This is a genomic window from Acinetobacter sp. CIP 102529 (assembly GCF_000368325.1).
GTDB classification, from domain to species: domain Bacteria; phylum Pseudomonadota; class Gammaproteobacteria; order Pseudomonadales; family Moraxellaceae; genus Acinetobacter; species Acinetobacter parvus.
In genome coordinates this window covers 1,084,250-1,098,576 of the sequence record NZ_KB849355.1, presented here as the reverse complement: position 1 = coordinate 1,098,576, position 14,327 = coordinate 1,084,250, and the positions used below count along the sequence as shown (strand labels likewise).

The window sequence follows — 14,327 nt, the reverse complement described above, 5'->3', positions numbered from 1 at the left end:
CTGTCATGAGAAAGCCCATATAAATGGGTAATGTACAAGTTGCTGTAGAAGCATGTTTAGTTCGTCTGATCACAGATACTTTATAAACTATTTTAATACTTTTTTGAATCCGTCAATGCGTAAGTCCTAGTACACAAGAAAAAGGTACAACACAGGGTTTATTATCTACGCCTGCAATTAATGGTGGGACCATGCCAACCTTTGCAGATACTGAAGGTTTATTTTTATATAACCCGAACATCAATCTTGTGTTGGGTACGCAATGGCAACCATTGATCTTCGGGGTAAATGGCAACAATTTGGTCATAGAACTGACCCGTATCCCGAATCAAGAAAATGTCTATAAGCAAATTTATACCGACTATACAGGTGCAGATGCAGCATATAAAGGCGGAACCTGTAGTGTTTATTGGTGCGGGGGAGCAGGTAATGGAAACAGTGTAAATGCTACCCATAGTAGCATTACCATCGGTTCAACGGTATACACCGCCCCTGTAAATACTGGAACAAATAAAACACCATTATTGGTGACCGCCTATAAAGGAGCTGATGCAATTGGGGTGTCATTTGGTGATCTGGCAGCGGCGCAGGGAACGACCACTACAGGTACAGCGACAAATATTACTTATGCCACTACGACACAGGCGGACTATGTAAAGAGAATGAATAATAGTGATAAAACATGGCGGTATTATTGTGATACGCCTGCTGTGACTTTTACTTGTGGTTTGGGTGGAAATAATGCGACTGGTACTTTAAATCAGTGGCAATATGGTGCGACTGTTGTGAATGAGATTGTTACTCAAGATGCTTCTGCTGGTACGAACTACCCTTCTTCTAGTACGAACTACGATTACCCCGTGGCGAATGGAACTGGATACACATGGAGACACAATCAAACTGCTGCTGGGCTGTGTGGGGCTGATACTGACTGTACTTATTATAGTGCAACCAATAACCGTAACTGGGTATACAATCCTGCTACTGGACAAGTAAATATAGGTTCAACAACCCTGCCGTTTGTCACAACAACTGACAATAATTTAGATACTTGGTTAGGTACTCAGGGTAGCACAGCAAGAACAACCAATATTTTATCGGGTACTAGTGCATTGGCCAATCAGGCAGCAACACCAACAGTCCCAACTAATTTTGTACCACTCAATGCGGTAAACCTCGGGTCTGCCGTGATTGATGGTGTGCTGATTCAGCACATGAAAATCACCACCAAAGGACTATAAGGAGAAAACCATGAAAAAAAATATATTGTTTTCTGCTTTGTTGTTGGTGTTTGGTGCTGCCCATGCAGACTTGCAAAGTTTAAATAATCAGCAGTTACAACAGGTTGAAGGGCAGGCGAGTGCGGCCACTATTGATTGGACTTTGCGGCTGAATCAAAAAGAAACCACTGCTGGTTCTGGTGTTTATACATTTGATACCGACACCTGTGCAGACTTGCGCTTTTGTCGTTTTGCCGTTTCTTCTAATAACCGTTATGACAACGGTTCGTATATAGATGCCACTGGTACTATTCGTAAACCAGATGGTAGTGCGGGTACTGCGGCAGATTTGGGTAAAAAACAATGGCTTGTTTTTAAAGGCATACAGGGGAGTATTCAACTGCAAAAAGTCGATATCGATGGTACAGACTTATTGTATAGTTCCGATGCAAATATGACGGGTACACCCGACCAAATTAAAGCGGCCTTGCAAGTGTCATTTAAAGCGGCTAACCCAATTAAAATTCGCAACTTTGGGTTTAATGCTCTGTCGATTGAAACCGATACGGTTGCAAATGAAGGGACAGGAAATGTTCCAGGTTATTTAAATGCCGATAAGTACGGTGCTACAGCAGGTACAAATATTAAGGTCACAACTTCGGTTTATGACCAAGGACGTGAAACAGGTTTTATGGGAATGATGATGAATGGCAATTTGGCATTACAAGGTAACTTAAAAGTGTTTAGTTGTGATGGATCAATGAAACGTTGCTAATTCAATTCGATTCATGGAGGATAGAAATGAAAAATAACAAAAACCGCCAACTGCCTGTATTTCGCCTGACTGCTTTGGCGATGAGTTTATGTGCAGCACAAAGCTCCGTTTATGCCATGCAGGCACTGAACGAGCAAGACTTACGTGCGGTCAATGCGCAAGACGGTATTATGTTGGATACTCAATACGACAGTCTAAACATCGACCACCTGTATTGGGAAGACAATGTTGGTGGGTCAAATACTCCATTGCGTGCCTATGCCGATGGCATCTCGATTACCAAAAATAGTCCAACAGATCATATTGGCACAACGTTTAAAATCAATGCAGGTTCAGACACAGGCACAGGAAAAGCAGGTGTGGACTTAAGCATTGTGTCTCGTTATGGCACCATTGCCGCAGATGCCTTTAAAATTTGTGATGCTGCGGGTAATAACTGTGGTCAAAGCCCATTTGGTTTAACTGTCCAATCGACTAAAGACGCAACTCTGCATTTTATTACCCAAGATGGTTTATTTAGCCCGACCAGTTTATCCACCGCTGAAATTTCATGGGTAGATGTCAATATTTACTTAAGTAATTTGGAAAATACTGCCCAGCCGCTTTCTTCAACCATTAACCAACTTATTTTGAAAGGCTTTAACTTCAATGTGAAAGGTCAGGGTTATATGTATGTTGACCCAATCAAAGGCCTTGTTTTAAGTACAGAGCCAGGTTCAGGTACGGGTACATCAGGTTATTTTGATTTAAATCGCGTTTGTACAGATGCCGCATCATGTGCGACCGATGGATTGAAAGCATGGAACTCAAAACCAGGTCTAAACATTGACTTTGTTGCAAAGAAAAACTCAGGCAATATCAACGGTAAAACGACTTATAACGTAGATAACACTTCGGGTATGATTCGTGTTGGTGCATCGGGTCGCTTAAAAAATGCCAGTTTAACCATTCGAGGGACTAACGGTGCTACAGATACCAATGGTGCCATTTTAGGTAAAGCATATTCGGCTGCAGATGTTGCAAGTACGGCAAATATTATGGGCAGTTCGGGCATTGCCATGCGAGTAAAAGCCGACTTTACCAATGACGGCAGTAACCCAACTACGTTAGAGCTTGGTCATGGCGGTGACAATGCCTATGCATTACAATTTAGCAATTTTAGTCCGTTGCTGATTCGTAAACAGAATAATGGTGGGGCTTTCAACCCAGATGCTGCTTATTTCGATTCGGGCAATGTGTATGTCAACCTTGCCAACACCAAACGCTTGGCTTTGCCAGAAAACTCGGCGTTAAATGCAGCACCATTTCTAGCTGGAAAGCTGACAATATCGGATGATTATAAGCAGCTTGTGCATAGTGCCACAGGGGCTAACCCGAATGCTGTGGTTGTTGCGACACGAGGAACAGACTTTCAGGCTTTATCACGCCATACTGAGTTTATTGCCGATCAAAAGATTTATAATGATGGCGACACGAGCAATGACCCATCAAGCACTCAGGCAACAACGGGAACATGGGGCTTGGGACTGCCGTTTTATAACCTCAACAGTAATCTCGCAATTTATGGCACAACCTTCACAGGTAAGCCTTACGGTTCAGCAGCGGTTGAAAATGCACAACGTTTAGGTTTTTCACTTGGTATGACGACTCAAGGCGTCAGTGCAGATGGTAGTAAAACAACTTCAATTTTATTGATTGATGGTAAAAAGTATAGTCCTACGAGTTTTGATGCAACAACAAAAGTCAGAAATGCTGACCCTGCGGGTGACCCAATTAACTATTATATTGGCGTGCGTAATATTGATATGTTGTTGAAAGGCTACGGTAGTATTGGTATGGAAAACGGGTCGTTAAACCTAAACATTCCAGACTTTATGTTTGCTGCGGCAGGTCAGGTTGCGGTGGGTTATTTACCAGGGTCGCAATATAAAACTTCACTGGGTGGTACTGCAAAATATGCACCTATTGATGGTTTTTTAACAACTAAAGATGTCTTATTTGGCTTGCGTTTACGCATGGCAGGCAGTGTTGACATGACCATGGTGCCAGGTGGCACAACCGCTGAAAGCAACTTTATTAGTTTCGATGGTAATTTAAATTTAACCAGCGGCGCGGTGCAAATAGTAGAGCCTGTTGACGGTTCTATTATTGGTTTAGACAATATTACAGGGAAGCTTGGTTTTAGCAACCAAATTAAAATCCACAAGGACAATGTCGATTTTAATACTGCCTTTACTATTAACCCAAATAAAGATGCCGCAGGTGTGTTGCGAATTAAAGATTTTAATTTATACCCAGCGACAGGAGGGGTTCCAGGCAATGCACAACGGTTGGGTGAAATGGTCTTTACAGGTGGTAAAATTACCAGTAACTTTAATATTACCCCACACTAAATTGCTTTTCCATGCGTGGGGATTTTCAAATGCATGGAATATAAAGAGTGAGGGTGTTTGAACTAAACTTAAAGCCATTTATCTTTTTAAAGTTGCCATCGACTTGAACTATGCTAGACTACAGGTCATATTTTAAACATTTGTCTATGGATTAGGGCAATGCTAAAAAACAAAAAACTAGGATGTTTATCGCTTTTATTGCTCTCCCCTATGGCGATGGCAATGCAACCCCTTGACGATCAAAGTCTTTCTGCTATGACAGGTCAAGACGGTCTGACCGTAAGTGTAAATATTTCTAAGATTGACTTTAAACAAGCTGCAATTATTGATAATGACGGCTTTAGCAATCCAGATGCAACTTTACCAGGGAAAGCGGCTTTAGTGATGGCTACTAGTCCAGGTGGGCCTGCTAATATTGGTATTGATTTTGTGCAAACATTTAATGCAAATGGTTCCATTCAAAATAGTTCGTCTGAATTATTTAAAGCCGTCATAGACTCTGATGCAGGCACAGGCACAAATGGTGCATTCGCCAATGTTGCCTTGACTTTGGGAAGTGATGTAAATGGTCTACGAATCCGTCCATTCTCGGTTTATTTGACACCAGATCAATATGATCCTGGCGATTCTACCAAACACGCGATCTCTACTTTAGTGGGGTCAGACTACACACAACACTCTATTTTTAGTACAGGTACAACACTTAAGTCTGCCAACATTAAAGAGTTATTGCGTGTGAGCAATAATATTGATGTTAAATTTATTACCACCAATAAACCACGTATGAATATTCAACTTGGAGCTTCTCCACAGGGTCATTTAGTAATGTTGGATGGCGCAATTGATTCAGTTTGTGCCCCAACCACCACACAGCCGAATGGTTGTTCATTTAACCTTGTTTCTGAAACAACAGGTTTGAAGTTTGATTTACAAATGTCTGGCAAAGATGCTAACGGTTTCTCTTTGAATGGCTTCTATGCAGGTATTGAAGCTGGCGCAGGTAGTATTCCTGGCGCTGTGGTATTTGGTAATACAGGCACTTCAGATAAACTCAATCTATCCTTAAATAATATAAAGATGGGAGATGAAATTCCTGTAGGGAATTTAAATTCCAATATTTTTAATGGTTTGCAAAATGGCTCACTTGGCAATATTGGTGCAGTAGGTGTTTCTGCAACTAATTTAAAAATGCGTGTCAGTGGTATGTAAATTAAATGCGCAGTTTTCCAAAGCGGCTTCGGTCGCTTTTTTTTATGCTTAAAAAGTGGTAAATGTTTGAGGTCAATCTATTTTGATGAACGGAAATACGCATGCCAGTTGCAAAAAAATATGATCTGATCAGTGAACAGGATTACCTAGAGGCTGAGTTGCTGTCGGATATTCGTCATGAATATATTGATGGTGAAATCTATGCCTTGGGTGGAGCACATAAATATCACAATCTAATTACAGGCGAAATGTTTAGAATATTGGCAAATCATTTACTGGGAAAGCCTTGCCAAACCTATGCATCAGACATGAAAGTTAAAATTGATCAAAAATACTTTTATCCAGATGTCATGGTGGATTGTAGCAATGAAGAGACGGACTACTTTGTTGAAAAACCAAGTATTATCGTTGAAGTTTTATCAAAATCCACTCGTCAGCGTGACAAGACCGACAAACGCCTAGCCTATTTTCAGATTTCGACTTTAAAAGAATATGTCATGATTGAACAGGACTTTGTTGAAATTGAGTTTTGGTCACGAGATCAGGACAATCGCTGGCAACAGTCAGTTTATTATTTAGGCGATGATATTACGTTTCATTCAATTGATTTAACTGCTTCAGTTGAAGATATTTATCGCCAAGTTAAGAATGAAGATATGTTGGCATGGTGGGGAAAAAAACAACAGCAACAGCTTGATTTATAAAACTAACGGTGTAATTGTTGTAGAATATCTTCTAGCTGTTTCATTTTTTTCACCTGATTCCAAAGCGCTTGCGCTTCTGGATAGGCTTTGCTCATCATACCCAGCCATTGTTTATAACGCCCAATCATTCCGACTTCGGTTTTAAATTGACCATTTAAAAAGCGTTGTTGCAACTCAACCAAATCCTGCCATGACAAAACAGCTCGATCCTTATTCTGACGGATACATAAGGTTAAATCTGGCGTGGTGACTGCACCACGTCCCAACATGATGTCTTGGCAATGTGATTGTTGCAAGCATGCTTTGGCATCTGCATTATTCCAGATTTCACCATTGGCAATGACATTGATTTTTAGTGCTGCAGTAATCGGCTGAATTTTTTCCCAGTAGGCGGGTGGGGTATAACCATCGGCTTTGGTCCGTGCATGCACTGTAAGCCAACTTGCGCCAGCATCTTCTATGGCATGCGCATTATCGAGGGTGTGGTTCTCGTCTAAATAACCAAGGCGCATTTTTGCTGAAACGGGAATATGTGCAGGAACAGCATCACGAACAGCTTTTACCAGTTGGTGTACTGTTTCTGGCTCATCCAGTAAGACAGAACCACCACGATGACGGTTGACCGTTTTGGCAGGACAGCCAAAATTTAAATCAATGGCTGGTGCGCCCAATTCCACAACTTTCCCGGCATTGGCGGCCAACATCTCTGGATTGTTTCCAAGAAACTGCACATGCACAGGTGTACCCGCTGCGGTTTTACCATCAGTTTTTAATTCTGGGCAGAAGCCATAATACACATGCTCTGGCAGAATGCTTTCGGTAATACGAATAAACTCGGTCACGCACCAATCAAAACTGCCAACATGGGTGAGCACATCACGCATGATTGGATCAGTCAGACCTTCCATTGGGGCGAGGATAAGTTTCACGGTCATTACCTAGTAAAGCAAAAACAGCGTTATACGCATTTTAAGATAGGCTGTCCAGTGTTTTAGGATGTCTGAATTTAGCGGCCTAAAATCATTTCTAAAACAAATTTACTGCCGATAAAACCAATTGCAAGCAGGACAAAACCTGTAATGGTAAAGCGAATTGCTTTACGTCCGCGCCAACCAAATTTGTAATGCCCAATTAAAAGTGCACCATATAAAAACCATGAAATAATACTAAAAGCGGTTTTATGTGCAAGGTGCTGGGCAAAGAAGTTATCAATTGTAAAAAAGCCAAAGAGAAGTGCAGCAGTGAGTAAACCAAAACCTGTGATGATCAAGTCGAACAGCAGGGATTCCATGATTTGAAAAGGAGGTAAGAGGTTGACCCAAATGCGTTTTTTTTGTTTCTTTTTCAGTTCCCTGTCCTGAAACCAGAGCAATACCGCCTGAATGGTTGCCATTAACAAAACAGCATAGGCGGAAAGGGATAAGATAATGTGTAAATCCAGTCCAACGGAATGTCGTTCAATCACTTGATTCGGTTGACTAAAAGCATATCCTAAAATTAAACCAATTGCGGCAACAGGAGTGCCAATTAAATTTAATGGTAAGATTGGTCGAATTAAACTTAAAATTAAACTGAGTGCCAGCATTAGTCCCGAAGTAAAAGAAATCAGGTTAAACACATCATAATTTACTCCCATTGGTGTCATCATGTCCCGATACAGTATAGCGCCGTGCAGGACCACTCCAAAGCTGACAACAAGACCATAGCACCAGAGATTTGGGGTACGTTTTGACATTAGGTGGATAAACAAATACCAAAAGGAACTGGTATATGCAACAAGTGCCAAAATTGTGTAAACCAAGGGGAGACTGATCATGTCAAACCTTTTTGAGGAGGATGAATAATATTCACCATATAAGATATAAATTCGCTTCGAACTACAGTATCCTATAGCATTCTATGCATAAATTTTCTATTTTAAGAAAGATTTTTTGCAACTAGCCATTTTAAGCGGATTTCGCAATGTTTGATACCTTAACAGAACGACTCACACAGAGTTTAAGAAATGTTACTGGCTCAGGGCAGCTGACCGAAGACAATATTAAAGATACCTTACGTGAAGTACGTATGGCACTTCTTGAAGCCGATGTGGCGTTACCTGTAACTCGTGAGTTTATTGCGAAAGTTAAGGAAGAGGCGCTTGGGCAGGAAGTGATGACTCAGCTTTCCCCAGGTCAGGCATTTGTCAAGATTGTCTATGATGAACTCACCAAGATGATGGGTGAGGCCAACGAGACTTTAGATTTAAGCGCAAAGCCGCCTGTGGTGGTGTTACTTGCAGGTTTGCAAGGTGCAGGTAAAACAACAACTGCCGCAAAATTAGCGCGTTTTCTGAAAGAGCGCCAAAAGAAAAAAGTAATGACGGTTTCTGCTGATGTCTATCGTCCAGCGGCAATTAAGCAGTTAGAAACAGTATCGAATGAAGTTGGAGTGGGTTTCATTCCATCAGAAGCATCTGAAAAGCCAATTGATATTGTGAATCGTGCCATTGAACAAGCTAAAATCCAGTTTGCTGATGTTTTAATTGTCGATACCGCAGGACGTCTGCATGTCGATGAAGACATGATGGATGAGATTAAAGAATTACATGCTGCGGTGAAACCGACCGAAACTTTATTCGTTGTCGATGCAATGACAGGTCAGGATGCGGCTAACACAGCAAAAGCGTTTAACGATGCTCTGGCTTTAACGGGCGTGATTCTTACCAAAACGGATGGTGATGCACGTGGTGGTGCTGCACTTTCTGTTCGTGCGATTACAGGTAAACCGATCAAGTTCTTAGGTATCGGTGAAAAACTAGATGCACTTGAGCCATTCCATCCAGATCGTGTTGCACAACGTATCTTGGGTATGGGTGACGTACTTTCTTTGGTCGAAGAAGTTGAACGCAAAATCGACAAAGAAAAAGCCGAAAAAATGGCGAAAAAACTGCAAAAAGGCGGAACTTTCAATTTTGAAGATATGCTGATGCAGTTTGAGCAAATGAGCAAGATGGGCGGTATGATGAGCTTTCTGGACAAGCTACCAGGTATGAGCAATTCGGGCATTCAGGATGCGATTGCACAAGCAAACCCTGAAAAGCAGGTCAAGCGTATGGAAGCCATTATCCAGTCCATGACCGTCAAAGAGCGCCGTAATCCAGACCTAATCAATGCCAGCCGTAAAAAGCGTATTGCCGCAGGTTGCGGTATGGATGTTGCCGAAGTGAATAAACTGATGAAGCAACAGGCGCAAATGGCAAAAATGATGAAGAAGTTTGCCAATCCATCGGGTATGAGCAAAATGTTGAAATCACTTGGCAATATGCAGAAACAGTTTGGTGGTGGCAATATGGGACCATTATTTGGCAACAATGAACCAAAGAAATAATCGTTTTCAGTTTTGAAAAGGCGCTTAATGCGCCTTTTTATTTTTTAGTTTAAATCAATAAGTGTATAAATTTAATACAAAAAATCAACATTAGATAAAATCCCAACATAAGAGTATTGATGCTAAATATTTGTTTTATATTTGGAAATATTATTAATTATGTCGCATTTTTCTAAAAATAAAGTGTTTATCATACATTGTGAACATGCCGATCCAGACCAGCATTGGTATGGCTGGCTGGAAGAATAACTTAAAAATCTGAATGTGGCTTAAGCGGCATATATTACAGACGCTTCAAAGCCTACTTAAAGTGGAACTGAGCTGAACATAGTGTTTTAAACCCTTTAGCAATAAATCAGGTTCAATCTGCGGCTGGTAATGTCCCAAAAATTTGGCAAACAAGTTGGCATCACCGCCTGTTAAGATCAGGTGTTTAGGAGAGTGATGCATAATCTGGTCAATGGTGCTGATCAGGCCCAGCAGAATCCCATGATGGACAGCATCAACTGTGTTGTGTCCAGGCTTTAGATTATCAAAAGCGGAATCAGGAATTTTAATACCTTTGGTATTTTGAATGAGTGAATCTCGTTGCAAATACAGGTTTGGCAAAATATAGCCACCTAAATGTTGTAACCCCTCAACCAGATCAATGGTTAATGCTGTACCACAGCCGATCACACAAAAATTTTCGTTCGGTTTTGCCACCGCCAAGACCTGTAACCAGCGGTCAATCCCAAGTTGGCTTGGCACATCATAGCCGCATTGCAGGCCAGCATATTCTGCATGAACCTTTGCAAAGATAATCGGAATATCCAGAACAGCCAGAATCATTTGAATACGCTGGTTGTTTTCTGCATCCAGCACTGAGGAAATACCCACCCGACTGAACTGTTGATGGCGAAAATGCTGGATCAAACCTAGGAGTAAATCTGCGGGGGACTGTAGATGAAGTTCAGCCGCGTGCTCAAGCACTTGGTCATTTTCAGTGACCCAGTATTTTAGCCGTGTATTGCCAATATCAAGCCATAAACTTTTCATAAGATAACGATTTCTCAAATTTCAGCCAGACGTAGGCGACCTTGATAAAACTGCTGTGCTTGATCAGTTTTAATGATGACAGCACCATCATTCGAGATACCCTGAAAACGTCCCTGAAGCTTGCCTTGGGCATGTTCAAATTCCACCTGCTGATTTAGCCAAATGGCATGATGGTTAAAACGTTCAGCCAGATTGTAGCTGCCATGTTCAAACCATTGTGCTGCCTGCTGGATGGCAGTATACAGTTCGGCAATCAAGCTCAGACGCTCGATTTGATGCAAACCCAGCATATGCAATGAGGTGATGGGCTGGTCTGCATTCTCAACAGGTGGCGTATTGAGATTGATGCCAACACCAACAATAGCTTGATTCGCGGAGAAAGGCTCTACCAAAATCCCACCCCATTTGCCTTGGAGGCTATACAGGTCATTTGGCCATTTAACCTGTAAGTTTAAGCCTTGCAAGCTTGGTATTTGTAGAATATTTAATGCAACTTCAAGAGCGAGGCGACCATCCAGTGCTGTCTTGCTTTGAATCAGTGTGCTTAAATAAACGTTTCCTTCAGGAGAGACCCATTGTCGCTGGTGCTGACCACGACCCTGAGTCTGCTGTGCGCTGCATACCAATCCTGTGCTAATGCCTTTTTGTGCAATTTCACGCATATCATCATTGGTCGATGTGGTGGTGGTTTTTAATAAAACCACTTCGGGAAACTGATTTTTTGCGTTGAGTAATTGCTGTAACTGGCAGATTGCGAAATCATCCATCATTTTTACAAGTAGAGTGGTCATGTGTTTATGGAGTTAATCATATATTTGCTGATTGGCGCAATTGCTGGATTTACTGCAGGTTTGTTTGGGGTGGGTGGTGGCCTAATTATTGTGCCAATTTTATATATCGTCTTTACTCAAATGAATTATGACGCGAATGTGATTATGCATGTTGCCGTGGGGACATCCCTAGCCACCATTATTGTGACCTCAATCAGCTCAGTGATGGCACATCATAAAAAAGGTGCGGTGTTGTGGCAGGTGTTCCGTAATTTGGCGCCAGGATTGGTGCTGGGCTCATTTATGGGGGCTGGAATTGCCGATCTTATGTCAGGCCAGCATTTGCAACTAGTGATCGGTGTTTTTGCGGTATGGATGGCGTATAAGATGTTTAGAGGCGCACATGTGCTTGTTGATGCAAATCGTCATTTGCCATCACCACCCTTGCAGTTTGTTGCAGGTGGGGGAATTGGGGTGGCTTCTGCCATTTTTGGGATTGGCGGCGGCAGTTTAACCGTACCTTACCTGAACCGTCATGGCGTGGTGATGCAAAAGGCGGTGGCTACTTCAGCAGCCTGTGGCCTTCCAATCGCTGTGGCTGGGGCCTTAGGTTTTATGTGGTTTGGTGCCAAAGAGCAGATTGATGTTCCAAATACCATTGGCTATGTGCATATCTATGCTTTTCTTGGGATCAGCGTGATGAGTTTTATCACGGCTAAATTTGGTGCCAAAGTCGCACATCGCCTATCTCCCGCAATGTTGAAAAAATGCTTTGCAGGTTTGCTGGTAGTGGTTGGCTGTTATTTCATTTATAAAGGGCTGATGTAGGCCCTTTAATTCACCAGTCCATAATGCACTTCAACGTTTGCAATCAGGGTTTCAACCAGAAGCAATACATCATCTTGTTGCCGTGCATCGACAAAGAACAGTGGGTAGTTCAGTTCTCTCGCTTTCAGCCAATCCCGATAGATGGACAGGGTGCGTTCTGGCTTACGGTCAATATGGGTAACGGCAATCACAATATTGTTGCCAAAAGGCTGGAATGCCTGCACATACTGCTCTAGGTCAATTAGTGGATTTTCTGCGGTGTGGTCAATCATGACAATGGTTCCAATCGCACCCTTACAAATCACCGCCCAGATAAAATCAAAACGGTCCTGTCCTGGCGTGCCGTATAAACCGACCTTTACTCCATCTTCCAGTGTCAGCTCGCCATAATCAATGCCCACCGTGGTGAGTAGCTTTTCATGGGATTCGGTATCGGTATTCAGTGCCTCGGTACTCAATACCTCAATTTCTGATAACGTTTGGATGGCGGTCGACTTCCCTGAACCCATGGTTCCGCCAAAGACAATTTTATATTGATGTAAAATCATAAGTTTGTCCCTAATCAAAAGCCTAAACGGTTACGCAAGCGGCCAAACAGCTTTTGCATAAAATGTTGTTCAGTCTCATTTTTCTGGATTTGAGGGCTATATTTTGCTTCCCGATCCTTGATGAGTTTTCCGAAATTTGTACCCAAACAGGCAGCAACGAAATGTCTTACCTTTTGTTCAGAAAGATTTAGTTGGGCTGCAACGGTATCAATCTTTGCACCTTGGGCAAAACAGGCTGACATTCGCAAAATGTCCTGACGATCAATCCTGTTTTTTGGCTGTGGCCAAATTTCTAAATAGAAACTTGATGCAGAGGGGGGGCAAAGTTCATTAAAATCTTTTGATGCCCAAAGTAAATTCCACAACCATTGTTTTAAATCTTGTTGTGGTGTCTCTGTGATCCAAAGTTGGTCATTTTGTGTGGCGTAGGTGTAATTTAAGCTTGGATCTGTATGTAATGTTTGTAGCATCGGATTTTGCCAAACCCATTCGTTACGAGGGTCTGCAATTGCAATTAAACCATTGTGATCAAACAACTGAATTTTGCCATTTTTAGGATTGAGGATTTCTTGTAGAACTTCCCTGATTTGTTTCCGATGAATTGTAGTATTCGTTGCTTGAGCTGGGGATACTTTCTCTATCGCAGCATTTTTAGCTAAGCGCTCATTTAGCCATTGATGTAGTGATTGAAGATGATTCAATGGTAGATATAGAATGTCATCTTCGATTAAACTATTTTTATCAGCATTATTGGCAATTTGTAGAACATTAATATGGTTATTTTTGATTAAGCTTTTGATATTCGGTGAATCAAAAAAGATATGATTGATCATCAAAATATCGAGATGTGGTTCAGCAATATTGCTCCAATTGAGTTGGATATGACTAGGAATAGCAGTTTGTATATGTTCTTTTAATTCATTTAATGTTCTGAGACTGAGCCCAAAAATTGCGATATTGACAGCCTGATGAAGACTCATAATGCTACTCATAATTGCTGAGCAATTCAGTAAAATTAATAAAAGCGTGCTTGTGTTTGTGGAATATATTATTTTATGTGATTCATATCAATAGATTTTTGGTAAATAAATTAATTTTCAGATATTCGGTTAGCGCAATTTCGTAAGCTTAACTCATTGATCTTAAACATAAGGAATTTAAATTTTTAACCAAATATTTCCTTAAAATATTGTTTTTATCATTCGATTGACTTAAAAAGCAATAAAATTGTTAGACAATGATATAGAATTTATCTCTGTACACGACAAATTTCACAGAACCCTTATCCTATCAGGATTCTGCTTTCTTAAAATTGCCAAAATTTCCTTAAACTCTTCTTTTTTCCCAAAACCAATTAAATGCTGAATCGCCATTTGAACATAGTCTAAACCATAGCGAAATAAACTCATTGAGAGTCGTCCATGCTTCTTTATTTTTATCGCTTTTTTTTGATTATGTTGCCATTCACCCGTT

At 41.3% G+C, this 14,327-nt stretch carries 13 protein-coding genes and 1 pseudogene; 7 read left to right on the top strand and 7 right to left on the bottom strand.

All coding sequences use genetic code 11. The annotated features are described in order from the left end of the window. Positions 1–191: 191 nt before the first annotated feature. The 5 genes from F972_RS10515 to F972_RS10495 all read left to right on the top strand — a co-directional run bounded on the left by F972_RS10515 (position 192) and on the right by F972_RS10495 (position 6,301). Positions 192–1,241: a hypothetical protein gene (locus tag F972_RS10515; RefSeq protein WP_004757302.1), complete on the top strand. Its 1,050-nt coding sequence runs from the start codon at positions 192–194 to the stop codon at positions 1,239–1,241. 10 nt (positions 1,242–1,251) lie between these two features. After that, positions 1,252–1,995, top strand: a complete 744-nt coding sequence (locus tag F972_RS10510) for a hypothetical protein (protein ID WP_004682923.1) — start codon at positions 1,252–1,254, stop codon at positions 1,993–1,995. A 26-nt stretch (positions 1,996–2,021) separates the two neighbouring features. Continuing rightward, positions 2,022–4,388 (top strand): DUF6160 family protein, encoded by a 2,367-nt coding sequence (locus F972_RS10505; protein ID WP_004769707.1) that lies wholly within the window; start codon positions 2,022–2,024, stop codon positions 4,386–4,388. A gap of 159 nt (positions 4,389–4,547) precedes the next feature. After that, positions 4,548–5,597, top strand: coding sequence for a DUF6160 family protein (locus F972_RS10500; protein ID WP_004682920.1), 1,050 nt, complete (start codon positions 4,548–4,550; stop codon positions 5,595–5,597). A 101-nt stretch (positions 5,598–5,698) separates the two neighbouring features. Next, positions 5,699–6,301: a Uma2 family endonuclease gene (locus tag F972_RS10495; protein ID WP_004682918.1), complete on the top strand. Its 603-nt coding sequence runs from the start codon at positions 5,699–5,701 to the stop codon at positions 6,299–6,301. Positions 6,302–6,303: 2 nt separating this feature from the next. On the opposite strand, the gene F972_RS10490 is transcribed toward F972_RS10495, so the two are convergent. Both F972_RS10490 and F972_RS10485 read right to left on the bottom strand, forming a co-directional pair. Next, positions 6,304–7,230, bottom strand: coding sequence for a tRNA dihydrouridine synthase (locus F972_RS10490; protein ID WP_212749515.1), 927 nt, complete (start codon positions 7,228–7,230; stop codon positions 6,304–6,306). A gap of 77 nt (positions 7,231–7,307) precedes the next feature. Further along, positions 7,308–8,117, bottom strand: coding sequence for a cytochrome C assembly family protein (locus F972_RS10485; protein ID WP_004682914.1), 810 nt, complete (start codon positions 8,115–8,117; stop codon positions 7,308–7,310). Positions 8,118–8,263: 146 nt separating this feature from the next. Between F972_RS10485 and ffh the strand changes: the two genes are divergently transcribed. Further along, positions 8,264–9,670 carry a signal recognition particle protein gene (ffh, locus tag F972_RS10480; RefSeq protein WP_004682913.1) on the top strand — a complete coding sequence of 469 codons (1,407 nt, stop codon included), beginning with the start codon at positions 8,264–8,266 and terminating at the stop codon, positions 9,668–9,670. 294 nt (positions 9,671–9,964) lie between these two features. Here ffh and F972_RS10475 read toward each other — a convergent pair whose 3' ends face one another. Together F972_RS10475 and F972_RS10470 are read right to left on the bottom strand one after the other, a co-directional pair. Beyond that, complete coding sequence (locus tag F972_RS10475; protein ID WP_004769703.1) at positions 9,965–10,708, bottom strand: pantothenate kinase; 744 nt, start codon at positions 10,706–10,708, stop codon at positions 9,965–9,967. 14 nt (positions 10,709–10,722) lie between these two features. Beyond that, positions 10,723–11,499, bottom strand: a complete 777-nt coding sequence (locus tag F972_RS10470) for a biotin--[acetyl-CoA-carboxylase] ligase (protein ID WP_004769701.1) — start codon at positions 11,497–11,499, stop codon at positions 10,723–10,725. 6 nt (positions 11,500–11,505) lie between these two features. Here F972_RS10470 and F972_RS10465 point away from each other — a divergent pair, with 6 nt between their 5' ends. After that, positions 11,506–12,306: a sulfite exporter TauE/SafE family protein gene (locus tag F972_RS10465; protein WP_004761868.1), complete on the top strand. Its 801-nt coding sequence runs from the start codon at positions 11,506–11,508 to the stop codon at positions 12,304–12,306. 5 nt (positions 12,307–12,311) lie between these two features. Here the strand turns inward: F972_RS10465 and F972_RS10460 are convergent, their stop codons facing one another. The 3 genes and pseudogenes from F972_RS10460 to F972_RS10450 all read right to left on the bottom strand — a co-directional run. After that, positions 12,312–12,854 (bottom strand): GTP-binding protein, encoded by a 543-nt coding sequence (locus F972_RS10460; RefSeq protein WP_004769697.1) that lies wholly within the window; start codon positions 12,852–12,854, stop codon positions 12,312–12,314. A gap of 14 nt (positions 12,855–12,868) precedes the next feature. After that, positions 12,869–13,834 carry a hypothetical protein gene (locus tag F972_RS10455; RefSeq protein WP_004769695.1) on the bottom strand — a complete coding sequence of 322 codons (966 nt, stop codon included), beginning with the start codon at positions 13,832–13,834 and terminating at the stop codon, positions 12,869–12,871. 291 nt (positions 13,835–14,125) lie between these two features. Next, a pseudogene (locus F972_RS10450) lies at positions 14,126–14,327 on the bottom strand (IS4 family transposase); the annotation flags it as partial.

Excerpts from the sequence above, each read along its gene's own strand:
- F972_RS10460 (WP_004769697.1), bottom strand. The coding sequence starts at position 12,854 with ATGATTTTACATCAATATAAAATTGTCTTTGGCGGAACCATGGGTTCA.
- F972_RS10455 (WP_004769695.1), bottom strand. The coding sequence starts at position 13,834 with ATGAGTCTTCATCAGGCTGTCAATATCGCAATTTTTGGGCTCAGTCTC.
- ffh (WP_004682913.1), top strand. The coding sequence starts at position 8,264 with ATGTTTGATACCTTAACAGAACGACTCACACAGAGTTTAAGAAATGTT.
- F972_RS10500 (WP_004682920.1), top strand. The coding sequence starts at position 4,548 with ATGCTAAAAAACAAAAAACTAGGATGTTTATCGCTTTTATTGCTCTCC.
- F972_RS10495 (WP_004682918.1), top strand. The coding sequence starts at position 5,699 with ATGCCAGTTGCAAAAAAATATGATCTGATCAGTGAACAGGATTACCTA.
- F972_RS10505 (WP_004769707.1), top strand. The coding sequence starts at position 2,022 with ATGAAAAATAACAAAAACCGCCAACTGCCTGTATTTCGCCTGACTGCT.
- F972_RS10485 (WP_004682914.1), bottom strand. The coding sequence starts at position 8,117 with ATGATCAGTCTCCCCTTGGTTTACACAATTTTGGCACTTGTTGCATAT.
- F972_RS10475 (WP_004769703.1), bottom strand. The coding sequence starts at position 10,708 with ATGAAAAGTTTATGGCTTGATATTGGCAATACACGGCTAAAATACTGG.
- F972_RS10515 (WP_004757302.1), top strand. The coding sequence starts at position 192 with ATGCCAACCTTTGCAGATACTGAAGGTTTATTTTTATATAACCCGAAC.
- F972_RS10510 (WP_004682923.1), top strand. The coding sequence starts at position 1,252 with ATGAAAAAAAATATATTGTTTTCTGCTTTGTTGTTGGTGTTTGGTGCT.
- F972_RS10465 (WP_004761868.1), top strand. The coding sequence starts at position 11,506 with ATGGAGTTAATCATATATTTGCTGATTGGCGCAATTGCTGGATTTACT.
- F972_RS10470 (WP_004769701.1), bottom strand. The coding sequence starts at position 11,499 with ATGACCACTCTACTTGTAAAAATGATGGATGATTTCGCAATCTGCCAG.